General features: G+C 66.2%; 36 protein-coding genes. 1 reads left to right on the top strand and 35 read right to left on the bottom strand.

Features of this window, described 5'->3' with window-relative positions; genetic code table 11:
- The first annotated feature begins 69 nt into the window (after positions 1–69).
- Positions 70–1,791, top strand: coding sequence for a hypothetical protein (locus tag ACWD3H_RS27240; protein WP_451956992.1), 1,722 nt, complete (start codon positions 70–72; stop codon positions 1,789–1,791).
- On the opposite strand, the gene truA is transcribed toward ACWD3H_RS27240, so the two are convergent.
- The 35 genes from truA to fusA all read right to left on the bottom strand — a co-directional run bounded on the left by truA (position 1,781) and on the right by fusA (position 24,130).
- Positions 1,781–2,659 (bottom strand): tRNA pseudouridine(38-40) synthase TruA, encoded by an 879-nt coding sequence (gene truA / locus ACWD3H_RS27235; RefSeq protein ID WP_451956991.1) that lies wholly within the window; start codon positions 2,657–2,659, stop codon positions 1,781–1,783. The genes ACWD3H_RS27240 and truA overlap by 11 nt on opposite strands.
- An 89-nt stretch (positions 2,660–2,748) precedes the next feature.
- Positions 2,749–3,282 (bottom strand): 50S ribosomal protein L17, encoded by a 534-nt coding sequence (gene rplQ, locus ACWD3H_RS27230; protein WP_451956990.1) that lies wholly within the window; start codon positions 3,280–3,282, stop codon positions 2,749–2,751.
- A gap of 89 nt (positions 3,283–3,371) precedes the next feature.
- Positions 3,372–4,388, bottom strand: coding sequence for a DNA-directed RNA polymerase subunit alpha (locus ACWD3H_RS27225; protein WP_030912872.1), 1,017 nt, complete (start codon positions 4,386–4,388; stop codon positions 3,372–3,374).
- Positions 4,389–4,487: 99 nt separating this feature from the next.
- The gene (gene rpsD, locus ACWD3H_RS27220) at positions 4,488–5,114 is read right to left on the bottom strand and encodes a 30S ribosomal protein S4 (RefSeq protein ID WP_030912875.1); all 627 of its coding nucleotides are present in this window, start codon (positions 5,112–5,114) and stop codon (positions 4,488–4,490) included.
- 19 nt (positions 5,115–5,133) lie between these two features.
- Positions 5,134–5,538 (bottom strand): 30S ribosomal protein S11, encoded by a 405-nt coding sequence (rpsK, locus tag ACWD3H_RS27215; RefSeq protein ID WP_012887860.1) that lies wholly within the window; start codon positions 5,536–5,538, stop codon positions 5,134–5,136.
- A 45-nt stretch (positions 5,539–5,583) separates the two neighbouring features.
- Positions 5,584–5,964 (bottom strand): 30S ribosomal protein S13, encoded by a 381-nt coding sequence (rpsM, locus tag ACWD3H_RS27210; protein ID WP_012887859.1) that lies wholly within the window; start codon positions 5,962–5,964, stop codon positions 5,584–5,586.
- Positions 5,965–6,174: 210 nt separating this feature from the next.
- Positions 6,175–6,288 (bottom strand): 50S ribosomal protein L36, encoded by a 114-nt coding sequence (rpmJ, locus tag ACWD3H_RS27205; RefSeq protein WP_003956441.1) that lies wholly within the window; start codon positions 6,286–6,288, stop codon positions 6,175–6,177.
- Between the two features lie 23 nt (positions 6,289–6,311).
- Positions 6,312–6,533 carry a translation initiation factor IF-1 gene (gene infA, locus ACWD3H_RS27200; protein WP_012887858.1) on the bottom strand — a complete coding sequence of 74 codons (222 nt, stop codon included), beginning with the start codon at positions 6,531–6,533 and terminating at the stop codon, positions 6,312–6,314.
- Positions 6,534–6,964: 431 nt separating this feature from the next.
- Entirely contained in the window at positions 6,965–7,402 is a 438-nt protein-coding gene (locus ACWD3H_RS27195) for a DUF1707 SHOCT-like domain-containing protein (RefSeq protein WP_451956989.1), read from the bottom strand.
- Between the two features lie 50 nt (positions 7,403–7,452).
- A complete protein-coding gene (gene map, locus ACWD3H_RS27190) occupies positions 7,453–8,271 on the bottom strand; it encodes a type I methionyl aminopeptidase (RefSeq protein ID WP_350953868.1) in 819 nt (272 codons plus the stop codon).
- Positions 8,272–8,394: 123 nt separating this feature from the next.
- Positions 8,395–9,045 (bottom strand): adenylate kinase, encoded by a 651-nt coding sequence (locus ACWD3H_RS27185; RefSeq protein WP_030912884.1) that lies wholly within the window; start codon positions 9,043–9,045, stop codon positions 8,395–8,397.
- Positions 9,045–10,364, bottom strand: coding sequence for a preprotein translocase subunit SecY (secY, locus tag ACWD3H_RS27180; protein WP_030912888.1), 1,320 nt, complete (start codon positions 10,362–10,364; stop codon positions 9,045–9,047). The genes ACWD3H_RS27185 and secY overlap by 1 nt, the downstream gene beginning before the upstream one ends.
- 179 nt (positions 10,365–10,543) lie before the next feature.
- On the bottom strand, positions 10,544–10,999 hold the full coding sequence (gene rplO, locus ACWD3H_RS27175; protein ID WP_350911377.1) for a 50S ribosomal protein L15: 456 nt from the start codon (positions 10,997–10,999) through the stop codon (positions 10,544–10,546).
- A 2-nt stretch (positions 11,000–11,001) separates the two neighbouring features.
- On the bottom strand, positions 11,002–11,184 hold the full coding sequence (gene rpmD / locus ACWD3H_RS27170) for a 50S ribosomal protein L30 (RefSeq protein WP_030912892.1): 183 nt from the start codon (positions 11,182–11,184) through the stop codon (positions 11,002–11,004).
- Positions 11,185–11,187: 3 nt separating this feature from the next.
- Positions 11,188–11,820, bottom strand: a complete 633-nt coding sequence (gene rpsE, locus ACWD3H_RS27165) for a 30S ribosomal protein S5 (RefSeq protein ID WP_030912894.1) — start codon at positions 11,818–11,820, stop codon at positions 11,188–11,190.
- 61 nt (positions 11,821–11,881) lie between these two features.
- Positions 11,882–12,265, bottom strand: a complete 384-nt coding sequence (gene rplR, locus ACWD3H_RS27160; RefSeq protein ID WP_030912897.1) for a 50S ribosomal protein L18 — start codon at positions 12,263–12,265, stop codon at positions 11,882–11,884.
- A 2-nt stretch (positions 12,266–12,267) separates the two neighbouring features.
- Positions 12,268–12,810 carry a 50S ribosomal protein L6 gene (rplF, locus tag ACWD3H_RS27155; protein WP_343968323.1) on the bottom strand — a complete coding sequence of 181 codons (543 nt, stop codon included), beginning with the start codon at positions 12,808–12,810 and terminating at the stop codon, positions 12,268–12,270.
- Between the two features lie 17 nt (positions 12,811–12,827).
- Complete coding sequence (rpsH, locus tag ACWD3H_RS27150; protein ID WP_343968325.1) at positions 12,828–13,226, bottom strand: 30S ribosomal protein S8; 399 nt, start codon at positions 13,224–13,226, stop codon at positions 12,828–12,830.
- Positions 13,227–13,372: 146 nt separating this feature from the next.
- Positions 13,373–13,558 (bottom strand): type Z 30S ribosomal protein S14, encoded by a 186-nt coding sequence (locus ACWD3H_RS27145; RefSeq protein WP_012887844.1) that lies wholly within the window; start codon positions 13,556–13,558, stop codon positions 13,373–13,375.
- Between the two features lie 2 nt (positions 13,559–13,560).
- Positions 13,561–14,130 (bottom strand): 50S ribosomal protein L5, encoded by a 570-nt coding sequence (gene rplE, locus ACWD3H_RS27140; RefSeq protein WP_030912902.1) that lies wholly within the window; start codon positions 14,128–14,130, stop codon positions 13,561–13,563.
- The gene (gene rplX, locus ACWD3H_RS27135; RefSeq protein WP_063766231.1) at positions 14,130–14,426 is read right to left on the bottom strand and encodes a 50S ribosomal protein L24; all 297 of its coding nucleotides are present in this window, start codon (positions 14,424–14,426) and stop codon (positions 14,130–14,132) included. Before rplX ends, rplE begins: the two co-directional genes overlap by 1 nt.
- Positions 14,427–14,434: 8 nt before the next feature.
- Positions 14,435–14,803 (bottom strand): 50S ribosomal protein L14, encoded by a 369-nt coding sequence (rplN, locus tag ACWD3H_RS27130; protein ID WP_012887841.1) that lies wholly within the window; start codon positions 14,801–14,803, stop codon positions 14,435–14,437.
- Between the two features lie 181 nt (positions 14,804–14,984).
- Entirely contained in the window at positions 14,985–15,266 is a 282-nt protein-coding gene (gene rpsQ, locus ACWD3H_RS27125; RefSeq protein WP_030912907.1) for a 30S ribosomal protein S17, read from the bottom strand.
- Entirely contained in the window at positions 15,259–15,495 is a 237-nt protein-coding gene (gene rpmC, locus ACWD3H_RS27120) for a 50S ribosomal protein L29 (RefSeq protein WP_030912909.1), read from the bottom strand. Before rpmC ends, rpsQ begins: the two co-directional genes overlap by 8 nt.
- Positions 15,495–15,914, bottom strand: a complete 420-nt coding sequence (rplP, locus tag ACWD3H_RS27115; RefSeq protein WP_030912912.1) for a 50S ribosomal protein L16 — start codon at positions 15,912–15,914, stop codon at positions 15,495–15,497. Before rplP ends, rpmC begins: the two co-directional genes overlap by 1 nt.
- A 2-nt stretch (positions 15,915–15,916) precedes the next feature.
- Positions 15,917–16,774, bottom strand: coding sequence for a 30S ribosomal protein S3 (gene rpsC / locus ACWD3H_RS27110; RefSeq protein ID WP_030912914.1), 858 nt, complete (start codon positions 16,772–16,774; stop codon positions 15,917–15,919).
- On the bottom strand, positions 16,774–17,127 hold the full coding sequence (rplV, locus tag ACWD3H_RS27105; RefSeq protein ID WP_030912916.1) for a 50S ribosomal protein L22: 354 nt from the start codon (positions 17,125–17,127) through the stop codon (positions 16,774–16,776). Before rplV ends, rpsC begins: the two co-directional genes overlap by 1 nt.
- Positions 17,128–17,224: 97 nt before the next feature.
- Positions 17,225–17,503, bottom strand: a complete 279-nt coding sequence (rpsS, locus tag ACWD3H_RS27100; RefSeq protein WP_030451498.1) for a 30S ribosomal protein S19 — start codon at positions 17,501–17,503, stop codon at positions 17,225–17,227.
- An 11-nt stretch (positions 17,504–17,514) separates the two neighbouring features.
- A complete protein-coding gene (gene rplB / locus ACWD3H_RS27095; RefSeq protein ID WP_271220144.1) occupies positions 17,515–18,351 on the bottom strand; it encodes a 50S ribosomal protein L2 in 837 nt (278 codons plus the stop codon).
- Between the two features lie 91 nt (positions 18,352–18,442).
- Complete coding sequence (gene rplW, locus ACWD3H_RS27090) at positions 18,443–18,745, bottom strand: 50S ribosomal protein L23 (protein WP_030912923.1); 303 nt, start codon at positions 18,743–18,745, stop codon at positions 18,443–18,445.
- The gene (rplD, locus tag ACWD3H_RS27085) at positions 18,745–19,392 is read right to left on the bottom strand and encodes a 50S ribosomal protein L4 (protein ID WP_350911368.1); all 648 of its coding nucleotides are present in this window, start codon (positions 19,390–19,392) and stop codon (positions 18,745–18,747) included. Before rplD ends, rplW begins: the two co-directional genes overlap by 1 nt.
- Complete coding sequence (gene rplC, locus ACWD3H_RS27080) at positions 19,389–20,042, bottom strand: 50S ribosomal protein L3 (RefSeq protein ID WP_030912930.1); 654 nt, start codon at positions 20,040–20,042, stop codon at positions 19,389–19,391. The genes rplD and rplC overlap by 4 nt, the downstream gene beginning before the upstream one ends.
- 14 nt (positions 20,043–20,056) lie before the next feature.
- On the bottom strand, positions 20,057–20,365 hold the full coding sequence (gene rpsJ / locus ACWD3H_RS27075) for a 30S ribosomal protein S10 (RefSeq protein ID WP_030912931.1): 309 nt from the start codon (positions 20,363–20,365) through the stop codon (positions 20,057–20,059).
- A gap of 334 nt (positions 20,366–20,699) precedes the next feature.
- Positions 20,700–21,893, bottom strand: a complete 1,194-nt coding sequence (tuf, locus tag ACWD3H_RS27070; protein ID WP_355551469.1) for an elongation factor Tu — start codon at positions 21,891–21,893, stop codon at positions 20,700–20,702.
- 188 nt (positions 21,894–22,081) lie between these two features.
- Positions 22,082–24,130, bottom strand: a complete 2,049-nt coding sequence (fusA, locus tag ACWD3H_RS27065) for an elongation factor G (protein ID WP_451957028.1) — start codon at positions 24,128–24,130, stop codon at positions 22,082–22,084.
- Positions 24,131–24,146 lie beyond the last annotated feature (16 nt).

The raw sequence follows: 24,146 nt of genomic DNA, 5'->3' as shown, positions 1-24,146 counted from the left end.
GGCATGAATCCGGCAGACGATACAGCCATACCCGCATGACGATCTCCAGCTGTCGCTAGGCTGCCGCGTATGCGTGGCCAGGAATCCGGGTCCGAGCACCGACATGAAGCCGAGGGTTCGGCGACACCGGCGACGCCGCCGCCGAGTTTCGGCCAGCCCTCGCCCCACGTGCCGCGGACCGATCTCGCAGGTGATGAGCAGCCCGGCGGTCCTTCCGCGTGGCCGGAGACGGATCCGGGCGCGGCCCAGCCCTGGACGGTCCCCGGCGACGACGGGGCTCCCTACGACTGGTACGCCCAGCCGGAGGACGGCCCGCCGCTGTCCACCGCGCCCATCGTGCCGGGAGCGCCGCCCTGGCAGCCGCCTCCGGCCTTCACCGCCGCCGCCGCGGGCATGCAGGTCTGGCCCTCGTCCGGGCAGCAGGCTCCCTGGCCCGCCGCGACCGGCGAGCCGGTGTGGACAGACCAGGAGGAGACCGTCGCCCGCCCGGGAGAACCCGGCGACGTCGCCGTCTGGCCGCCGGACGCGGTCTTCCAGGAGGAGCGTGGCGGGGGCGAGAAGACGGCCGGCGGCCACGCCGCCTCACCCAGGCAGGCCCCCCTCACCCACCAGGACCCGCCACCCCAGGCTCCCGCCCCCTCCCTCGCCGGTCCCCAGGACGACTCCCAGGACATCCGCCAAGACATCCGTCAAGACAGTGACCGATCCGTGCCGGCGGCTCGGCCCCCCGTGTCCGCACCCGTCGCGCAACCCGTGGCGACCGAGCCGGAGCCGATCTCGCAGGCGTCCCTGCCGGCCACCGAGCAGACCGCTCCCGTCCGGACACCTCCGGCCGCCTCCGGCCCGCCCGCACCGCTCTTCACCCCTGCGGAGCAGGTGACCCCGCCCAGCGGCGTCCCGGCGGTCGCCTCGCCGTTCCCGCTCCCCGCCTTCCCTCCCCCGCCGGTGACGTCCTCATCCGCGAGCGGGCCGCCGGCACCCCCGAGCGACCCGGCGGCGACGCGCGGGCCGTTCACCCCGCTCTCCGCGTTCACCCCCGAGCCGCCACCCACTCCCCCACCGCCTACCCGCGGCAAGGCCGGCACGACGCTGCTCGCGGCCGTGGTCGCGGTCGTGGTGGTCGGCATCGGCGTCGGGGCCTTCTTCGCCTACCAGTCGTTCAACGCCAAGCAGGCGGCGAACGCGGCGGATCCGATCCTCGGTCCGGGAAAGATCGACCCCACCGACAAACTGGACATCACCAGTGAGCCCGAGCCGATCAACACCACGATGCTCAACTCCGAGAAGACCGACCCGGGCAAGATGACCGTGGCCGACGCCTTCGTCAAGAAGGTGTCCGTGGCGGGGACGACGTTCACCCGGGTCAAGACCAACCTCACCGAGCAGTGCCAGAAGGCCGCGACCGGCAGGTTCGCCGGCACCCTGCGCAGCCAGGAATGCCGCCGGGTGCTGCGGGCCACGTACGTGGACAGCAAGCGCAGGTACGCCGTGACCACCGGGATCGCCGTGCTTCCCACCCGCGAGTCCGCGGTCGCCGCCGACCGGGCCAAGGACCTGGAGCGCAACCTCTGGTTCCGCGGCCTGCCCTCGGCCGCCGGCACGGGCGGTGAGCGGGTGCACATCGCGGGCGGCTACGCGGCCGGGATGGTGTGGGGCCGCTACATCGTGTTCAGCTACGCCACCTACAGTGACGGCCACACACCGACGGCCAAGGAGAAGGCCCTGGGCAAGATCAGCGGTGCCTTCCGCGACCAGACCGCGAAGGTCGTGGAACGCCGCGTCACGAACTGAGCGTCCGTACCCGGCGAGTCTCCGCGGCCCGCCTGGCGAGCTCCTCGGCGCCGGGGTAGCGCACCTCCTCAAGGCAGAGCCCGTGCGCGGGCGCGACGTGCACCCCCGAGTCCCGTACGGCCCGCGACAGCACCCCTTGCGGCCACTCGACCGTGAGCCTGCCCTCACCGACGGGCAGCAGCGACCCGACGAGCGCCCGGACCATGGAGTGGCAGAAGGCGTCGGCCACGACCGTCGCCACGATGAGCCCGTCCTCGCGGACCCAGTCGAGCCGCTGCAGCTCGCGGATCGTGGTCGCACCCTCACGCCTCTTGCAGAACGCGGCGAAGTCGTGCTCACCGAGGAGACCGGCGGCGGCCGCGTTGAGCCTGTCCACGTCCAGGGGCCGGTTGTACCAGACGATCTCGCGGCGGCGGAGCGGGTCGACCCCGCCGGGGGCGTCGGAGATCCGGTAGGCGTACCGCCTTGACAGTGCCGAGAATCTCGCGTCAAAGCCTTCAGGAGCCACCGTGACGCGATGCACACGTACATCTGGGGGGAGGACTCCGGCGAGCCTCCTGCGCGTGGCAGAAAGCCTCTCGTCGAGCTCCTCCACCGATCCGGGCTCCCAGGCGGGCACCCCGCGGCGGTTGCGGCTGTCCAGCGCGCCGAGCGCGCCGGCGTCCAGGTCGACATGGGCCACCTGGCCGCGGGCGTGCACGCCCGCGTCGGTCCGCCCCGCCACGGTCAGCGCCGGAGGCTCGGGAAGCCGAAGGATCCTGCCGAGCGCCTCCTCGATCTCCCCCTGGACCGTACGCCGTCCCGGCTGCTTGGCCCAGCCGGAGAAATCGGTCCCGTCATAGGCGAGATCCAGCCTCAGCCGCACCACGATGTTCCTCTCGAAAGACTCTCGGAGAACGGAAAGGGCCCGGCATCCCGGTGGAGGGAGTGCCGGGCCCGTTCACTGGGCCTGAAAGATCAGGCGTTGTCCTTCTTGGCCTCGGTCTCCTCGGCGGGAGCCTCGGTCGCCTCGGCGGTCTCCTCGGCGCTCTCGGCCTTGGCCTCCTCGACCTTGGCCTCCTCCGCCTTGGTCTCCTCGACCTTGGCGGCCGGGGCGGCCTTGGCCTGGGTCTGGCCGACGCGGACCGTGTTCAGCGGCTCGGACACCAGCTCGATCACGGCCATGGGGGCGGCGTCACCCTTACGGAGGCCGACCTTGGTGATCCGGGTGTAGCCACCGGGACGCTCGGCGAAGGTCGAGGCGATCTCGGTGAAGAGGTGGTGGACGACACCCTTGTCCCTGACGACCGTCAGCACCTGGCGACGGTTGTGCATGTCGCCCTTCTTCGCCTTGGTGATCAGCTTCTCCGCCAGCGGGCGCAGACGCTTCGCCTTGGCCTCGGTGGTCTTGATCCGGCCGTGCTGGAACAGCTGGGTGGCGAGGTTCGCCAGGATCAGCCGCTCGTGGGCCGGGCTGCCGCCGAGACGGGCACCCTTGGTGGGCCTAGGCATAACGTTCTCCTTGGGAGTAAACCCGCCCCGGCCGTACGAGGTACCGGGGTCGGGCCGGGGAGTCGCTCACGATCCCCGTTACAGAAAAATCAGTACTGCTCGGTCTCGACGTAGGCGCTGTCGTCGTCGTCGTAGCCGCCACCGGCCACCGCGCTCGGGTCGAACCCGGGCGGGGAGTCCTTGAGCGCGAGCGTCATCTCGTGCAGCTTCTGCTTGACCTCTTCGATGGACTTCGCACCGAAATTCCTTATGTCGAGGAGGTCCTGCTCGCTGCGCGCCACGAGCTCACCCACGGTGTGGATGCCCTCGCGCTTGAGGCAGTTGTAGGAGCGGACCGTGAGGTTCAGCTCCTCGATCGGCAGCGCCAGGTCGGCGGCCAGGGCCGCGTCCGTCGGCGACGGGCCGATGTCGATGCCCTCGGCCTCGACGTTCAGCTCGCGGGCGAGGCCGAACAGCTCGACGAGGGTCTTGCCCGCGGAGGCCACCGCGTCGCGGGGCTTCATGCACGGCTTGGTCTCGACGTCCAGGATCAGACGGTCGAAGTCGGTGCGCTGCTCGACACGGGTCGCCTCGACCTTGTAGGTGACCTTGAGCACCGGGGAGTAGATGGAGTCGATCGGGATGCGACCGATCTCCTGGCCCGGCTGCTTGTTCTGCGCGGCGGAGACGTAACCGCGACCGCGCTCGACGGTCAGCTCCATCTCCAGCTTCGCCTTGCCGTTCAGGGTGGCGATGCGCAGCTCGGGGTTGTGCACCTCGACACCGGCCGGGGGCGCGATGTCGGCGGCGGTGACGTCACCGGGGCCCTGCTTGCGCAGGTACATCACCACCGGCTCGTCGTGCTCGGAGGAGACGACCAGGTCCTTGAGGTTCAGGATGATGTCGGTGACATCCTCCTTCACACCCGGCACGGTGGTGAACTCGTGCAGCACGCCCTCGATGCGGATGCTGGTCACCGCCGCGCCCGGGATGGACGACAGCAGCGTGCGCCGCAGCGAGTTGCCGATGGTGTAGCCGAAGCCCGGCTCCAGCGGCTCGATGATGAACTTGGACCGGGTCTCCTCGATTGACTCCTCGAGGAGGGAGGGACGCTGAGCGATCAGCATGTTGAATCTCCCTTGCATGGCGGCGCCCGCTATTTGACGCCGCTCGAACAACAGCATAGGTGCCGTGCGGCGAATCGCCACACGGCACCTGAGGAGCCGCTACTTGGAGTAGAGCTCGACGATCAGCTGCTCCTGGACCTGGGTGTCAATCTGCTGACGGACCGGGAGCTGGTGGACCAGGACGCGCAGCGCGTCCGGGACGACGCCGAGCCACGCCGGGTACGTCTTGTCACCGGCGGTGGCGCGGGCCACCTCGTAGGGCAGGAGGTTGCGCGACTTCTCGCGGACCTCGACGATGTCGTGCTCGCGCACCCGGTACGACGGGATGTCGACCTTCTTGCCGTTCACCAGGATGTGGCCGTGACGGACCTGCTGGCGGGCGGCGTCGCGCGACTCGGCGAAACCGGCGCGGTAGACCACGTTGTCGAGACGGCTCTCCAGGATCTGGAGGAGGTTCTCGCCGGTCTTGCCGGTCTTGCGGTTGGCTTCCTCGTAGTAGTTGTGGAACTGCTTCTCGAGGACGCCGTAGATGCGGCGGGTCTTCTGCTTCTCGCGGAGCTGGAGCTGGTACTCAGACTCCTTGGGACGGCCGCGGCCGTGCTCACCCGGCGGGTAAGGACGGATCTCGATGGGGCACTTCGCGGACTCGCACTTCTTGCCCTTGAGGAAGAGCTTGGTCTTCTCCCTGCGGCAGAGCTTGCAGTCCGCACCCGTGTAACGAGCCATTTTCTATCTTCTCCTGGGCTCAGACGCGACGGCGCTTGGGCGGACGGCAGCCGTTGTGCGGCACGGGGGTGACGTCCTGGATGGACCCGACCTCAAGACCCGTCGCCTGCAGCGAGCGGATCGCGGTCTCACGACCGGAGCCGGGGCCCTTGACGAAGACGTCGACCTTGCGCATGCCGTGCTCCATGGCGCGGCGGGCGGCGTTCTCCGCGGCCATCTGCGCGGCGAACGGGGTGGACTTGCGAGAGCCCTTGAACCCGACGTGGCCGGCGCTGGCCCAGGAGATCACGTTCCCACTCGGGTCGGTGATCGAAACGATCGTGTTGTTGAACGTGCTCTTGATGTGGGCGTGCCCGTGAGCGACGTTCTTCTTTTCCTTGCGGCGCACCTTCTTCGGTGCACCCTGGCGGCTCTTAGGAGGCATTCTTTGCCTTCACTCCTGAGGTCTTCGGTCCTGCGGCTACGCGGACTACTTCTTACCGGGCTTCTTCTTACCGGCCACGGTCTTCTTCTTGCCCTTACGGGTGCGTGCGTTGGTCTGCGTGCGCTGACCGTGCACAGGAAGGCCACGGCGGTGCCGGATGCCCTGGTAGCACTGAATCTCGATCTTGCGACGGATGTCGGCCTGAACTTCGCGACGGAGGTCACCCTCGATCTTGTAGTTCGCCTCGATGTAGTCGCGCAGCGGGACGAGTTCCTCGTCCGTGAGCTGGTGAACGCGGAGGTCGCCGTTCACACCGGTGGCCTTGAGGGTCTCGAGCGCGCGCGTGCGGCCGATCCCGAAAATGTAGGTGAGAGCGATCTCCAGCCGCTTGTCGCGGGGGAGGTCGACGCCAACCAGGCGAGCCATGGTCGGGCATTCTCCTTCGTTGTGGCGGAGGTCCTACGCCTCACTTCCCCTCCCCATGCCCGGGGTGAGGGCCCCGGCCTCCGACCGGGGGTCTCCTGCGGGGTACGGCGCGAGCCGCCTGCGCAGGTGTGAAACGCGATTACCTTGGAAGCCCCACATGGGTCGAGCCCGCCTCTTGGGAACGGACTCTCGTGGGGCCTGTTGGAACGACTAGCCCTGGCGCTGCTTGTGGCGCAGGTTGTCGCAGATCACCATGACGCGACCGTGCCGGCGAATCACCTTGCACTTGTCACAGATCTTCTTGACGCTCGGCTTGACCTTCATAGTCCTATTCGTCCCTCAGACGCTTACTTGTATCGGTAGACGATCCGCCCACGACTGAGGTCGTAGGGGCTCAGTTCGACGACAACCCTGTCGTCAGGAAGGATCCGGATGTAGTGCATCCGCATCCGCCCGCTGATGTGGGCCAGGACCTTATGGCCGTTATCGAGTTGCACCCTGAACATCGCGTTCGGGAGCGACTCAACCACAGTGCCCTCGATCTCGATGGCGCCGTCTTTCTTGGCCATGTCCCTCGCGTTTCACTGATCGGTCGTCTGAGGCTTCGGAACACTAAGCAGCCGCGACCCAGCGCTTCGATGAGAGCGGCGGTTGCGACACCGCCGACGCGCAATGGTCATAGTGAACCGAAGAAGGAGTGTACGGCACCGGGCGAGGAAATGCGAAACACACGGCCGGCACCTTGACACAACCGCTACAAAGGATACCGCAGATCCCTTCAGGGATGGACGGCACGGTTCGACGCGCGAATGCTCGTGGCCTCATTGTGGCATGTCCAGCCTGGTCAGGCCAGCACTCCTACGGCCCGGTCAGACCGGATCCCCTCGGACGACCGCCCCTATCGAGGCCGTCCGAGGGGATCCGCCCGACGTCCCGCGGCGGCTCGCGCCATGGGCAGGCCCCGATGACCCGGCACTGGAATCCGCACCCTCCCCACCACTCAGGTGGACTTCTTGTCCCCGCCCAGCCCGGTGAGGACGGTCGTCACCAGCAACACCACACCCCACGGGCCCATGACCCAGAGCGGCCACGGGTAGGGGAAGTCGAGGCCGCTGGTCACTCCGACGATGAGCCAGATCATCCAGTTGACGCCGCTGGCCGTCGCCCAGGCGGCCCAGGCGGCCGCCAGACCCTTGTTCTGCGCCTTGTCCTGCTTGCCCCCCTTGGTGCGCTCAGGGGCGCGGGAGGGGGTCTCTGGAAGCCGGCGCAGGTCGACGTCGGGAAGGTCGGAGGTGAGGACGGCGAGCTCGCCGTACGTCTTGCTGCTGTAGAGCTGTTCGAGGCGCTCGTCGAACTCCTCGGTGGTCAGGCGGCCCTGCGCGTAGTGCTCCCGCAGGACCGAGGCGACCTTGTCGCGGTCCCCATCGGAAGCTCGCATACCTGGACCAGCCGCCATATCAACCACATCCGCTCACCGGCGAGCCTGATCTAGCCCGCGTCTCCCAACAAGTCGACAAGCCGCTCTTTACCCCCGTCAAGGGCGGTCAGTACCCAAGGTCCATTATGTGTCACGGCGACGCTGTGTTCGAAGTGTGCCGAGGCCTTACCGTCGATCGTGACCACGGTCCAGTCGTCGGCCAGCACCTTGGTCCGGTCCGTCCCCAGGTTGACCATGGGCTCGACGGCGAAGCACATACCCGGTTCGAAACGCGGGCCACGGCCCGGTTTGCCGTGGTTGGCCACCCACGGGTCCATATGCATCTCGGTGCCGATGCCGTGCCCGCCGTACTCCTGCGGGATGCCGTAGCGCCCCTGGGAGCGGACGTACTTCTCCACCTCGTGACCGATATCGGACAGGTGGCGACCCACCGTGAGCGCGGCGATGCCCCGCCACATGGCCTCCTCGGTGACCCGCATCAGCTCGGTCAGCTTGGGGTCCACCTCACCGATGCCGACCGTGATGGCCGAGTCGCCGTGCCAGCCGTCCAGGATGGCACCGCAGTCGATCGAAATGACGTCGCCCTCCCGCAGCGCCCTGCGGTCGCTCGGGATGCCGTGGACCACCTCGTGGTTGACCGACGCGCAGATGGTCGCCGGGAAGCCCTGGTAACCCTTGAAGGAGGGGATCGCCCCCTCGCCTCTGATGGCCTTCTCCGCGATCGCGTCGAGGTCCAGGGGCGTCATGCCCGGCTGGACGCTCTCCCGCAGCAACTGCAGGGTACGACCGACCACCAGGCCCGCCGCCCGCATCTTCTCCAGTTGTTCGGGCGTCTTCAGCTGAATCCCGTGCTTGTTCTTCTTGAACACGTGCGCACCCCCTGGGGTGGTTCAACGGGCGGTCCGGGAGCCCAATTCCCCAGATTCTGCCCTAAATGGCAGCACGCCACCCATGAGAAGCCATGGGTGGCGTGCAAGGTAGATATCGCTTCGCTAGCCGACGAAGGGGCTCAGGGCCTCCATAGCGCGCTGAGTGATCTCTTCCACCGGACCGGTGGCGTCGACTCCGACAAGGATGCCCTCGTCCGCGTAGAAGGAGACCAAGGGGGCGGTCTGCTCCTGATAGACCTCCAGGCGGTGCCTGACGGTCTCCTCCTTGTCGTCGTCGCGCTGGTACAGCCGACCGTCACAGGCGTCGCAGATGTCGTCCTTCTTGTCGTCGAAGTCGACGTGCCAGATACGACCGCACTGGCTACAGGTGCGGCGCCCGGCGAGCCTGCGGACGACCTCCTCGTCGTCGACCACGAGCTCCAGAACGATGTCCAGACCGGATCCGAACTCGGCGAGGATCTTCTTCAGGATCTCGGCCTGGGGCACGTTCCTGGGGAAGCCGTCGAGCAGGAAACCGTCCTGCGCGTCTTTCTCAGCGAGGCGGTCACGGACCATCGCGATGGTGACCTCGTCAGGCACGAGGTCACCGCGGTCCATGTATTCCTTGGCAAGCTTGCCGAGCTCCGTACCACCCGAGACGTTGGCACGGAAGATGTCACCTGTCGAAATCTTCGGGATCGACAGGTTCGACGCAATGAACTGGGCCTGTGTCCCCTTACCCGCTCCGGGGGGCCCGACCAGGACGAGGCGCACTATTTCAGGAAGCCTTCATAGTTGCGCTGCTGCAGCTGGCTTTCGATCTGCTTCACGGTGTCAAGGCCGACACCAACCATGATCAGAATGCTCGTCCCTCCGAACGGGAAGTTCTGACTCGCACCGACGAGCGCCAGCGCGACGATCGGCACCATGGAGATCAGGCCCAGATACAGCGCGCCAGGAGCGGTGAGTCGCGTGAGCACATAGTTCAAGTACTCAGCCGTCGGGCGCCCCGGGCGGATGCCCGGGATGAAACCACCGTACTTCTTCATGTTGTCGGCGACTTCAACGGGGTTGAAGGTAATCGACACGTAGAAGTACGTGAAGAACACGATAAGCAGGAAGAAAGTGATCATGTACGTCGGGGTGGTCCCTCCGCCGCCGAACTCCTGCGAGATCCACTGGATGATCTTGTTCGGCTCTTCCTGGCTGTTCGTGAAGAGCGTCGTGATCAGCTGCGGAAGGTAGAGCAGCGAGGAGGCGAAGATGACCGGGATGATGCCGGCCTGGTTGACCTTCAGCGGGATGTAGGTCGACGTCCCGCCGTACATCCGGCGGCCGACCATGCGCTTGGCGTACTGCACCGGGATCCGGCGCTGGGCCTGCTCGACCATCACGACCAGGGCGATCATCGCGATACCGACGACGATGACCACGGCGAAGACGAAGCCGCCCTTCTGCCTGGCGATGTTCAGCAGCTCGGACGGGAAGACGGCGATGACCTGAGTGAAGATCAGGATGGACATGCCGTTGCCGATGCCGCGGTCGGTGACGAGCTCGCCCAGCCACATGACGACGGCGGTGCCGGCGGTCATGGTCAGCACCATCGTGACGATGGCGAAGACGTTGTCCTTGTCGAGGAGGATCTCTTCGCGGCACTGCGGGAACAGCTGGCCGCCGCGGGCCAGGGCCACGAAGGCGGTCGACTGCAGGATGGCAAGCCCGACCGTCAGGTAACGCGTGTACTGCGTGATCTTGGTCTGTCCGGCCTGCCCCTCCTTCTTGAGGGCCTCCAGGCGCGGAATGACCACGACGAGCAGCTGAAGAATGATGCTCGCGGTGATGTACGGCATGATGCCGAGGGCGAACACTGAAAGTTTCAGGAGGGCGCCGCCGCTGAACAGCTGCACCATTCCGTAGATGTTGCCCGCGTCCCCCGCCTGCGCCTGGGTGAGACAACGGCTGATGTTCTCGGTATGCACACCCGGAGTCGGCAGGACCGACCCAAGTCGGAACAGCGCAATGATGCCCAAAGTGAAGAGCAGCTTCTTACGCAGGTCCGGCGTACGGAACGCTCGGGTAAATGCGGTCAGCACGGTCCCTCCTGCGCGCCTGAAAGGCGAGGTCGGTCAGCGATGGTGCGGGGGTGTTCCATCTTTGCCATATCCAGTCAATGAGCCCAAGGAAATGAGTCGAGGCCCACTGTCCAGCGAACTCTAACGCACTACGGGCGCGGGAGCCCATTACGAGCCCCCGCGCCGCGTGATGATGACACCTACAGCTCGGAGACGGAGCCTCCGGCGGCAGCGATCTTCTCCTTGGCACTGGCGGAGAAGGCGTGCGCCTCCACGTTCAACGCCACGGAGATGTCACCGGTTCCCAGAACCTTGACGAGCTGGTTCTTGCGAACCGCGCCCTTGGCGACCAGCGCCTCCACGGTGACGTCGCCACCGTCGGGGAACAGCTCGCCGAGCCTGTCAAGGTTGACGACCTGGTAGGTCGTCTTGAACAGGGCGTTGGAGAAGCCCTTGAACTTGGGCAGGCGCCGCTGCAGCGGAACCTGACCACCCTCGAAGCCGAGCGGGACAGTGTTCCTGGCCCTCGTGCCCTTGGTTCCGCGACCCGCGGTCTTGCCCTTGGACGCCTCGCCGCGGCCCTTGCGGACCTTCGACTTGTTGGCGCCGGGGGCCGGACGCAGGTGGTGGATGCGGAGCGGAGTGTTCTCTGCCATGTCTAGTCGACCTCTTCCACGGTGACGAGGTGCGTCACCACGGAGACCATGCCGCGGATCTCCGGGCGGTCCTCCTTGACGACGACGTCGCCGATTCGCTTAAGACCGAGCGAGCGCAGCGAGTCACGCTGCTTCTGCTTGCCACCGATCTTCGAGCGGACCTGGGTAATCTTCAGGCGTGCCATGGGCTAGCTCACCGCCTTCGCCGCCGCGGCCTCCGCGAGACCCTCGGCGCGAGCCTTGAGCATCGCCTTGGGGGCGACGTCCTCGATCGGCAGGCCACGGCGGGCCGCGATCTCCTCGGGGCGGCTGAGGCCCTTCAGAGCGGCCACGGTGGCGTGCACGATGTTGATCGGGTTGTCCGAGCCGAGCGACTTGGACAGCACGTCGTGGATGCCCGCGCACTCCAGCACGGCGCGCACCGGGCCACCGGCGATGACACCGGTACCGGGCGACGCCGGACGCAGGAAGACGACGCCGGCGGCCTCTTCGCCCTGCACGATGTGCGGGATGGTGCCCTGGATACGGGGCACCTTGAAGAAGTGCTTCTTGGCCTCTTCGACACCCTTGGCGATCGCCGCGGGCACTTCCTTGGCCTTGCCGTAGCCGACACCGACCATGCCGTTGCCGTCACCGACGATGACGAGGGCGGTGAAGCTGAAGCGACGACCACCCTTCACGACCTTGGCCACTCGGTTGATCTTCACAACGCGCTCGATGTACGAGACGCCCTTGTCAGCGTTGCCACCGCGGCGGTCGTCACGACGACCGTCACGCCGCTCGCCACCGGCGGCGCCACCGCGACGCGGAGCTCCAGCCATTAGTGGTTCCTCTTCTCATTCGTAAGACGGGCCATCGGTTGCGCACTGGTGAAAGGAGTCATCAGAACTCCAGTCCACCTTCGCGGGCGCTGTCCGCGAGAGCCGCGATGCGGCCCGCGTAGCGGTTGCCACCCCGGTCGAACACGACCGCGGTGATCCCGGCTGCCTTGGCCCGCTGAGCGAGAAGCTCGCCGACCTGCTTGGCCTTGTCGGTCTTGGCGCCCTCGGCCGAGCGCAGGGAGGCGTCCATGGTGGAGGCGCTCACCAGCGTGTGGCCCTGGGCGTCGTCGACGATCTGCACGAAGAGGTGCCTCGTGGAGCGGTTGACGACCAGACGCGGACGCGTGGCCGTACCGACAACCTTCTTGCGGACTCGGCCGTGGCGGCGGGCCCGCGAGACGGCGCGGGCGGCCGTGTGCTTGCCGAACGCAGTCTTGCCAGCCATGCCTACTTACCAGCCTTTCCGACCTTGCGGCGGATAACTTCACCCTGGTAGCGCACGCCCTTGCCCTTGTACGGGTCGGGCTTGCGCAGCTTGCGGATGTTCGCGGCGATCTCGCCGACCTTCTGCTTGTCGATGCCGTCCACGTGGAACAGCGTCGGCTTCTCGACGCGGAAGGTGACACCCTCGGGAGCGTTGACGATCACCGGGTGGCTGAAGCCGAGAGCGAACTCAAGCTGAGTCGGGCTCTTGGCCTGCACGCGGTAACCGACGCCCACGATCTCCAGGGACTTCGAGTACCCCTGGGTCACACCGGTCACCATGTTGGCGACCAGGGTGCGGGACAGGCCGTGCAGCGCACGGACCTTGTTCTCGTCGTTGGGGCGGGTGACGGAGAGATTTCCGTCCTCACCCTTGGCGATCGCGATGGGTTCCGCGACCGTAAGCGAAAGCGTGCCCTTGGGGCCCTTGACCGTGACGTCCCGGCCGTCGATGGCGACGTCCACTCCGTTCGGTACGGGGATGGGCAGCCGTCCGATTCTTGACATGCTGTTCGTTCTCCCCTCTACCAAACGAAGGCGAGGACTTCCCCGCCCACTCCACGCTTGCCGGCCTGCTTGTCCGTCATGAGACCGCCGGACGTCGAGATGATCGCGACGCCCAGTCCGCCCAGGACTCGGGGCAGGTTGTCCTTCTTTGCATAAACCCGCAGGCCGGGCTTGGAAACCCGTCGCAGGCCCGCGAGCGACCGCTCACGGCTCGGCCCGAACTTCAGCTCCACCACGAGGTTCTTTCCGACCTTGGCGTCTTCGACGCTCCAGGACTGGATGTAACCCTCCTGCTGGAGGATCTCGGCGATGTGCGCCTTGATCTTCGAGTACGGCATCGCCACGCTGTCGTGGTACGCCGAGTTCGCGTTTCGCAGACGCGTCAGCATGTCTGCGATCGGGTCGGTCATCGTCATGGCCGGTGGCCTTCCTCACCGCGGTTTCCACAGGGGACCTTCGGTGCGGTCATGGGCGCTTGTAGTCAGCGCCCGGTGAATACGAACTTCTATGTGTGGCCGGTGCCCCGCGCGGGCCCGTGATGGTCATGGGACCGCGCGGACGGCTACCAGCTCGACTTGGTGATGCCGGGCAGCTCGCCCCGGTGCGCCATCTCACGGAAGCAGATGCGGCACAGGCCGAACTTCCGGTAGACGGCGCGGGGACGACCACAGCGCGAGCACCGAGTGTACGCCCGGACCTCGAACTTGGCCTTGCGAGCAGCCTTGACCTTGAGCGACGTCTTCGCCATGATCAGGCCTCCTTGAAGGGGAAGCCGAGGTGCTTCAGCAGCGCCCGGCCCTGGTCGTCGGTCTTAGCGGTGGTCACGACCGTGATGTCCATACCACGCTGGCGGTCGACCTTGTCCTGGTCGATCTCGTGGAACATGACCTGCTCGGTGAGACCGAAGGTGTAGTTCCCGTTGCCGTCGAACTGCTTGGGCGACAGGCCGCGGAAGTCACGGATGCGGGGCAGCGCCAGCGAGAGCAGCCGGTCGAGGAACTCCCACATGCGGTCGCCGCGGAGCGTGACGTGCGCGCCGATCGGCATGCCCTCGCGCAGCTTGAACTGGGCGATGGACTTGCGGGCGCGGACGACCGCCGGCTTCTGGCCGGTGATCACGGTGAGGTCGCGGACGGCGCCTTCGATGAGCTTCGAGTCACGCGCGGCCTCGCCGACGCCCATGTTCACCTTGATCTTGGTGATGGTGGGCACCAGCATGATGTTCTCGAACCCGAACTGCTCGTTCAGCTTCGCGATGATCTCTTCGCGGTAGCGCTGCTTGAGGCGCGGGAGGGTCCGCTCTTCAGTGTTCGCGGTCATCAGTTGTCCTCACCCGTCTCCTCGGAAGCAGCCTTGGCCGACTCCTTCTTGGCGGGCTTGTCGTCATCCTTGAGCTTCTTGACGTTGCTCACGTGGATGGGAGCCTCCATGGTCTGCACGCCGCCGGTCTTGGCGCCACGCGGACCCTGGTTGGTCTCCTTGGAGTGCTTCTTGACCATGTTGACGCCCTCGACCACCACGCGCTCGTCGCGCGGGTGGGCGGCGATCACGCGGCCCTTGGCACCCTTGTCCTTGCCGGCGATGACCAGTACGAGGTCACCCTTCTTCACATGCAGCTTCGGCATTACAACACCTCCGGCGCGAGCGAGATGATCCGCATGAACTTCTTGTCACGCAGCTCACGTCCAACGGGACCGAAGATGCGGGTGCCCCGGGGGTCACCGCTGTCCTTGATGATGACGGCGGCGTTCTCGTCGAAGCGGATGTAGGAGCCGTCGGGCCGGCGGCGCTCCTTGACAGTGCGGACGATGACGGCCTTGACCACATCGCCCTTCTTCACGGTGCCGCCGGGAATGGCGTCCTTGACAGTGGCGACGATGATGTCGCCGATTCCCGCGTAGCGCCGGCCCGAGCCACCGAGCACACGGATGCAAAGGACTTCCTTCGCACCGGTGTTGTCGGCGACCTTGAGCCGCGACTCCTGCTGGATCACTTGTACTCCTGTTTGTCTCGCTGGTTCTCACCCGTGGGTGAGCCTTGCGGAACCTGCTGGGTCTTTTTCCCCCGGCGACAGTCCCTGGCGGACCGCCGACGCAGGCGGGGCGAAGATCGCTTCGCCCCCTTGGACGCCGTCATGGGGGGTGACGGTGTCACCCCCCACGAGGCGCGTTGACTTACTTGGCCTTCTCGAGGATCTCGATGACCCGCCAACGCTTGCTGGCGGAGAGCGGCCGGGTCTCCATCAGGAGGACTCGGTCGCCGACACCACAGCTGTTGGCCTCGTCGTGCGCCTTGTACTTGGTCGTCCTGCGGATGACCTTGCCGTACAGGGGGTGCTTGACGCGGTCCTCGACAGCGACCACGACAGTCTTGTCCATCTTGTCGCTGACGACCAGACCCTCACGGGTCTTGCGGTAGTTCCGCGTCTCGGTCGTGGTTTCCGTGGCCTCAGCCATCAATCGACTCCTTCTCTACCGTGACGATTCCGAGCTCCCGCTCGCGCATCACCGTGTAGATACGGGCGATCTCGCGGCGAACGGCACGCAGCCGCCCGTGGCTCTCCAACTGGCCGGTCGCAGCCTGGAAGCGGAGGTTGAACAGCTCCTCCTTGGCTTCCTTCAGCTTCGTGACCAGAGTGTCCTGGTCTTCCACCCGCAGCTCACCGGCGGTCAGGCCCTTAGCCATCACGCCTCACCCACTTCACGCTTGACGAACCGGCACTTCATCGGCAGCTTGTGCATCGCACGACGCAGGGCTTCGCGAGCCACCGGCTCGGCGACACCCGACAGCTCGAACATGATGCGACCGGGCTTGACGTTGGCGATCCACCACTCCGGCGAACCCTTACCGGAACCCATGCGGGTCTCGGCGGGCTTCTTGGTGAGCGGACGGTCCGGATAGATGTTGATCCAGACCTTTCCACCACGCTTGATGTGACGGGTCATCGCGATACGAGCCGACTCGATCTGGCGGTTGGTCACGTAGGAGTGCTCAATCGCCTGAATGCCGAACTCGCCGAACACGACCCTGGTGCCGCCCTTGGCAGCGCCGTGACGGTCGGGCCGGTGCTGCTTACGGTGCTTGACCCTGCGCGGGATCAGCATGGTCAGCTCCCTTCAGCACCCGGCTGCGCAGCCGGGCCGGTCTCGGGGGCAGCCTGGGAGGCCGCCTCGTTCCTGGGGGCGCGGTCGCCACGGCCGGCACCGGCACCACGACGGGCGCCACCGGCACCACGACGGGGACGGTCGCCGCCACCGGCACCGGGGCCACGACGGTCGTCGCGGTCACGACGCTGGCCCGCACGAGCACCGGCGGCAGCCGCCTCGCGCTCGGCGCGGCTGGTCGGAGCCTCACCCTTGTAGATCCACACCTTCACGCCGATACGGCCGAAGGTGGTACGGGCCTCGTACAGGCCGTAGTCGATGTCCGCGCGGAGGGTGTGCAGGGGCACGCGGCCCTCGCGGTAGAACTCCGAACGGGACATCTCAGCGCCGCCGAGACGACCGGAGCACTGCACCCGGATGCCCTTGGCGCCGCTCTTCATCGCCGACTGCATCGCCTTGCGCATGGCACGGCGGAACGAGACACGGCTGGACAGCTGCTCGGCCACACCCTGGGCGACGAGCTGAGCGTCGATCTCAGGGTTCTTGACCTCAAGGATGTTCAGCTGGACCTGCTTCTTGGTCAGCTTCTCGAGGTCACCGCGAATCCGGTCCGCCTCGGCGCCGCGGCGGCCGATGACGATGCCCGGACGGGCGGTGTGAATGTCGACCTGAACCCGGTCGGTGGTCCGCTCGATCTCCACCTTGGAGATGCCGGCCCGCTCCATGCCCTTCTTGAGCATGCGGCGGATCGCCACATCCTCGGCAACGTACGACTTGTAGAGCTTGTCGGCATACCACCGGCTCTTGAAGTCGGTCGTGATGCCGAGGCGGAACCCGTGCGGGTTAACCTTCTGACCCACTAGCGGGTCCTCCCCTTCGGCTCGCGGGACTCCACGATCACGGTGATGTGGCTGGTCCGCTTGTTGATCCGATAGGCACGACCCTGAGCACGGGGACGAAACCGCTTCAGCGTCGGGCCCTCGTCGACCCAGGCACGGCTCACGAAGAGCGTGTCACGGTCGAGCTTGAAGTTGTGCTCCGCGTTGGCAATGGCGCTCGACAGCACCTTGTACACGGTCTCGCTCGCCGACTGGGGAGCGAACTGCAGCACGGCCTGCGCCTCCGAAGCGGGCAGCCCGCGAATGAGGTCCACCACACGGCGGGCCTTCATGGGCGTGTGGCGCGCGAACCGCGCCTGAGCCCTGGCTTCCATCGCTTACTCCTCTTACCCTTCGTTTTGGTCGAGTCCGTCTCACTCTGTGACGATCGCTTCCGATCGTTCCCGGCTCGACGTCCTCTTCCTGAGGCGCTTATCGCCGGCTGCGGCGGTCTTCCTTGACATGGCTGCGGAAGGTCCGCGTCGGCGCGAACTCACCCAGCTTGTGGCCGATCATCGACTCGGTGACGAACACCGGGACGTGCTTGCGGCCGTCGTGAACGGCGATCGTGTGGCCGAGCATGTCGGGCACGATCATGGAGCGCCGCGACCACGTCTTGATGACGTTCTTGGTGCCCTTCTCGTTCTGGGCATCCACCTTCTTCTGAAGGTGGTCGTCCACGAAGGGACCCTTCTTGAGGCTACGTGGCATTTTGGCTGCTCCTACCGCTTCTTCCGCTTGGTACGACGGCGGATGATCAGCCGGTCGCTGGCCTTGTTCGCCGCACGAGTACGACCCTCGGGCTTGCCCTTGGGGTTGACAGGGTGACGACCGCCGGAGGTCTTACCCTCACCACCACCGTGCGGGTGGTCGACCGGGTTCATCGCGACGCCGCGGACGGTGGGGCGCTTGCCCTTCCACCGCATACGTCCGGCCTTACCCCAGTTGATGTTCGCCTGCTCGGCGTTGCCGACCTGGCCGATGGAGGCCCGGCAGCGAACGTCGACCTGGCGCATCTCACCGGAGGGCATACGCAGCGTGGCGTACTGGCCCTCCTTGGCGAGGAGCTGAATCTGCGCGCCGGCGGACCGGCCCAGCTTGGCGCCACCGCCCGGACGGAGCTCCACCGCGTGGATGAAGGTACCGGTCGGGATGTTGCGCAGCGGGAGGCAGTTGCCCGGCTTGATGTCGGCCGTGGGGCCGTTCTCGATCTTGTCGCCCTGCTTGAGGCCGGTCGGGCAGAGGATGTAGCGCTTCTCCCCGTCGGCGTAGTGCAGCAGCGCGATACGGGAGGTGCGGTTCGGGTCGTACTCGATGTGAGCGACCTTGGCCGGGATCCCGTCCTTGTCGTGACGCCGGAAATCGATGATCCGGTAGGCGCGCTTGTGGCCACCGCCCTGGTGACGGGTGGTGACACGGCCGTGGACGTTACGGCCACCCTTGCTGTGCAGGGGTGCAAGCAGCGACTTCTCGGGCGTGCTGCGCGTGATCTCGGCAAAGTCCGAGACGCTGGCGCCGCGGCGACCCGGGGTCGTCGGCTTGAGTTTACGGATGCCCATCTTTTTCGTTCATCCTTCGTCGGTTAATCCGGTCGAACGCCCCTCACCTGGTGGTGAGGGGCTTTCTCCCTGTACTTACTGAGCGAGCGCGTCAGCCGATCTGGCCGAAGATGTCAATCCGGTCGCCTTCGACCAGGCTGACGATCGCTCGCTTGGTAGCCGGACGCTGGCCGTAGCCGAATCTGGTCCGCTTACGCTTGCCCTGGCGGTTGATGGTGTTGACGCTGGCCACCTTGACGCCGAAGATCTTCTCAACAGCGATCTTGACCTGCGTCTTGTTGGCCGTCTTCCGCACCAGGAACGTGTACTTGTTGTGCTCGTCGATCAGGCCGTAGCTCTTCTCGGAGACAACCGGCTTGATGATGATGTCGCGCGGGTCGGCGATCTTCTCCATCAGGCGTCTTCCTTCCCGCTCTTGCTCAGACGCGCGACGACCTGGTCGTACGCCGCCTGAGTGAAAACGACGTCGTCGTGGCAGAGCACGTCGTAGGTGTTGAGCTGCCCGGCGTCCAGCAGGTGGACCTCGGGAGCGTTGCGCAGGCTCAGCCAGCTGAGCTCGTCACCCTCGTCGACGACGACCAGGACGCTACGCGCCTCGGTGATCTTGCGAAGCGACTCGAGAGCCGCCTTGGTCTTCGGGGTCTCCCCCGCGACCAGACCGCTGACCACGTGAACGCGGCCCCCGGTCGCCCTGTCGGACAGGGCCCCGCGCAGGGCGGCGGCCTTCATCTTCTTGGGAGTCTTCTGCGAGTAGTCCCGCGGAACCGGACCGTGGACGGTGCCGCCGCCGGTGAACTGCGGAGCGCGGGTCGAACCCTGGCGGGCGCGGCCCGTACCCTTCTGGCGGTACGGCTTCTTGCCGCCGCCACTGACCTCACCGCGGGTCTTGGCCTTGTGGGTGCCCTGCCGGCGAGCGGCGAGCTGGGCCACGACGACCTGGTGGATCAGCGGGATGTTGACCTTGGTGCCGAAGATGTCCTCCGGCAGATCGACGGTCCCGGCCTTGTCGCCGCTCGCGTCGAGGACGTCAATGGTGCTCACTTGGCAGCCCCCTTCTTGGCAGCGGTGCGGACCAGAACCAGGCTGCCGTTGGCGCCGGGGATCGCACCCTTGATCAGGATGAGGCCCTTCTCGGCGTCCACGGCGTGGACCTTGAGGCTCTGGATGGTCGTGCGGGCGTTGCCCATCCGGCCGGCCATGCGCACGCCCTTGAAGACGCGGCCCGGGGTGGCGCAGCCACCGATGGAACCCGGCGAGCGGTGCTTGCGCTGCGTACCGTGCGAGGCGCCCAGGCCCTTGAAGCCGTGCCGCTTCATGACACCCGCGTAACCCTTGCCCTTGCTCTTGCCCGTCACGTCGACGTACTGGCCGGCCTCGAAGGTGTCGGCCGAGAGCTCCTGGCCCAGGGTGTACTCGCTCACGTCGTCAGTGCGGATCTCCGCGAAGTAACGGCGCGGGGTGATGTCGTGCTTGCGCAGGTAGTCGCCGAGCGGCTTGTTGACCTTCCGCGGGTCGACCTGCCCGAAGCCCAGCTGAACGGCGGTGTAGCCGTCCTTCTCAGCGGTGCGGACGCGGGTCACGACGCACGGACCAGCCTCGACGACGGTCACCGGGACCATCCGGTTGTCCGCGTCGAAGACCTGGGTCATGCCGAGCTTCTTGCCCAGGACGCCCTTGATCTGCTTAGCCATGTCAGTGCGTTCCCTCAGAGCTTGATCGAGATGTCAACGCCGGCGGGAAGGTCGAGTCGCATGAGCGAGTCGACCGTCTTCGGCGTCGGGTCGATGATGTCAATCAGCCGCTTGTGCGTGCGCATCTCAAAGTGCTCGCGACTGTCCTTGTACTTGTGCGGCGAGCGGATGACGCAGTACACGTTCTTCTCGGTCGGCAGCGGCACCGGGCCCGCGACCTTGGCGCCAGTCCTTGTCACCGTCTCGACGATCTTCTTGGCCGAGACGTCGATGACCTCGTGGTCATAGGCCTTGAGCCGAATGCGGATCTTCTGTCCCGCCATAATGGCCTCGGTGTCCTTCACTGTCGTCTGAAAAAGTTACGTGCGGCCTGTTGCCGCTGTGTCATGGCCGGGTCCGTCTCGGACGTCCCCTCCACGTTGTGCGGAGCCCACTTCGCCCTGGGGCGACGTTCTCCGCACACGCCCCACGTAGCAGACGCTGTGAGTCCGCGCTTTCTTCCGTGATCTGGCAGTTACTTCGGTCATCGTTCGGCCGAACCAACTGCGAGATCACGGTTCGTGGGGTCCCTGCCAGGGTTCGCGCCCTGCGGCGCGGGCCCCTCGTGGGGAAGCGGCCGACCCTGCGTTGAGGGCCGACCGCCACTCCGCGATCGTACTACTTGATGATCTTGGTCACTCGACCCGCACCGACGGTGCGGCCACCCTCACGGATGGCGAACTTGAGACCGTCCTCCATCGCGATGGGCTGGATGAGCGCGACGTTCATCTCGGTGTTGTCGCCCGGCATGACCATCTCGGTGCCCTCGGGGAGGTTCACCACACCGGTCACGTCAGTCGTACGGAAGTAGAACTGCGGGCGGTAGTTGTTGAAGAACGGCGTGTGGCGGCCGCCCTCGTCCTTGCTCAGGATGTAGACCTGGGCCTCGAACTCGGTGTGCGGGGTGGTCGTGCCCGGCTTGATGATGCACTGGCCGCGCTCGACGTCCTCGCGCTTGATGCCGCGCAGGAGCAGACCGACGTTGTCACCCGCCTGGCCCTCGTCGAGGAGCTTGCGGAACATCTCGACACCGGTGACCGTGGTGGTGGTCTTGGTCTCCTTGATGCCGATGATGTCGACGGTCTCGCTGACCTTGACGATGCCACGCTCGATACGGCCGGTGACGACCGTGCCGCGACCGGTGATCGAGAAGACGTCCTCGACCGGCATCAGGAACGGCTTGTCGGTCTCACGGACCGGCTCGGGGACGTTCTCGTCCACCGCGGTCATGAGCTCGATGATCGAGTCACCCCACTTGGCGTCGCCCTCAAGCGCCTTCAGCGCCGAGACGCGGACGACCGGCAGGTCGTCGCCGGGGAACTCCTGGGCCGAGAGAAGCTCACGGACCTCGAGCTCGACGAGCTCCAGGATCTCCTCGTCGTCCACCATGTCGGACTTGTTGAGGGCCACGACGATGTAGGGAACGCCGACCTGGCGGGCCAGGAGGACGTGCTCCTTCGTCTGCGGCATCGGACCGTCGGTGGCGGCGACCACGAGGATCGCACCGTCCATCTGAGCCGCACCGGTGATCATGTTCTTCACGTAGTCCGCGTGACCGGGGCAGTCCACGTGGGCGTAGTGGCGCTTCTCGGTCTGGTACTCGACGTGCGCGATGGAGATCGTGATACCACGAGCCTTCTCCTCGGGCGCCTTGTCGATCTTGTCGAACGGGGTCGCCTCGTTGAGGTTCGGGAAACGCTCGTGGAGCACCTTGGTGATCGCCGCGGTCAGAGTGGTCTTGCCGTGGTCGATGTGCCCAATGGTGCCGATGTTTACGTGCGGCTTGGTCCGCTCGAACTTGGCCTTGGCCACTGCTCTCTCCTTAGAGATTCTGACGTGACTTGCGTCTTCATATTCGGGTTCGGGGAGGCCGATCCCTCTCGGAACCGGCCGACGAGAATGTTCTCGCCCCGCACCCTTCGGCGCCGGGAGGCGATTTTCCCCACCCCTGCTAGGAAGCGGGGGGAGGCTCGCCTCCCGTACCGGATTGGATGCTGGACTTACTCGCCCCGCACCTTCGCGACGATCTCCTTGGCGATGTGCGCGGGCACTTCCGCGTAGGAGTCGAACTGCATGCTGTAGCTCGCGCGTCCCTGCGTCTTGCTACGAAGGTCTCCCACGTAGCCGAACATCTCAGAGAGCGGCACGAGCGCCTTGACGATCCGGGCGCCGGAGCGCTCGTCCATCGCCTGGATCTGCCCGCGGCGACCGTTGAGGTCACCGATGACGTCACCCATGTAGTCCTCGGGCGTGGTGACCTCGACGGCCATCATCGGCTCCAGGATTACGGCGTCCGCCTTGCGCGCGGCCTCCTTGAAGGCCATCGAGCCGGCGATCTTGAAGGCCATTTCAGACGAGTCCACCTCGTGGTAGGCACCGTCCTGCAGGGTGACCTTGACCCCGACCATGGGGTAGCCGGCGAGAACACCGAACTCGGCCGCCTCCTGGGCGCCCGCGTCGACCGAGGGGATGTACTCCCTCGGGATGCGGCCACCGGAGACCTTGTTCGCGAACTCGTAACCGTCGTTGCCCTCGCCCAGCGGCTCAATGTCAATGATGACCTTGGCGAACTGGCCGGAACCACCGGTCTGCTTCTTGTGGACGTAGTCGACCTTCTCCACCTTGCGGCGGATGGTCTCCCGGTAGGCCACCTGAGGCCGGCCGATGTTGGCCTCGACCTTGAACTCGCGGCGCATCCGGTCGACGAGGATCTCCAGGTGGAGCTCGCCCATACCCCAGATGACCGTCTGCCCGGTCTCGTCGTCACGACGGACCTGGAAGGACGGGTCCTCCTCGGCCAGACGCTGGATCGCGGTGCCCAGCTTCTCCTGGTCGCCCTTGGTCTTGGGCTCGATGGCGACGCTGATGACCGGCGCCGGGAAGTTCATCGACTCCAGGACCACGGGGTGAGCCGGGTCGGCCAGGGTGTCACCGGTGGTGGTGTCCTTCAGGCCCATGACGGCGACGATCTGACCGGCGACGGCCGACGGGCGCTCCTCGCGCTTGTTGGCGTGCATCTGGTAGATCTTGCCGATCCGCTCCTTACGGCCCTTCACCGAGTTGACCACGGCGGTGCCGGTCTCGAGCGTGCCCGAGTAGATGCGGATGTAGGTGAGACGGCCCAGGTGCTGGTCGCTCATGATCTTGAATGCCAGCGCGGAGAACGGCTCGTTCACATCCGCGTGGCGCTCGATGACCTCGTCTTCCTTGCCGACCGCGTGGCCCTTGAAGGCCGGGATGTCGGTCGGAGCGGGAAGGTAGGCGACGATCGCGTCGAGCAGGGGCTGAATGCCCTTGTTCTTGAACGCGGTGCCGGTCAGGACCGGGTTGATGGCGCTGCTCAGCGTCGCGCGGCGGATGGCCGCGACCAGCTGCTCCTCGGTGGGCTCGACGCCCTCCAGGAAGAGCTCCATCAGCTCGTCGTCGTTCTCGGCGACCGTCTCGACCAGCTTGTCACGCCACTCGCGAGCGGCCTCGGCGTGCTCGGCCGGGATGTCGACGGTCTCGTACATCTCGCCCTTGGCCGCCTCGGCGCTCCAGAGCAGACCCTTCATCTTGACCAGGTCGATGACGCCCTTGAAGTCGGCCTCGACGCCCCAGGGAAGCTGGAGAACCGCGGGAGTCGCGTTCAGGCGGCTGATCATCATGTCGACGCAGCGGTGGAACTCCGCGCCGACCCGGTCCAGCTTGTTGACGAAGCAGATCCTGGGAACTTCGTAACGGTCGGCCTGACGCCACACCGTTTCGGACTGGGGCTCGACGCCTGCAACGCCGTCGAACACGGCGACGGCACCGTCGAGGACGCGGAGCGAGCGCTCCACCTCGATCGTGAAGTCCACGTGACCCGGCGTGTCGATGATGTTGATCGTGTGGCCGAGCCACTCGCAGGTCGTAGCAGCGGAGGTGATGGTGATACCACGCTCCTGCTCCTGCTCCATCCAGTCCATCGTGGCTGCGCCCTCGTGGACCTCACCGATCTTGTAGTTGATACCGGTGTAGAACAGGATGCGCTCAGTCGTCGTGGTCTTGCCCGCGTCGATGTGAGCCATGATCCCGATGTTGCGG

The organism is Streptosporangium sp. NPDC002607 (assembly GCF_053592655.1).
Note: the sequence above shows the minus strand (reverse complement) of the source record. Positions and strands in the feature narration are given on the sequence as shown.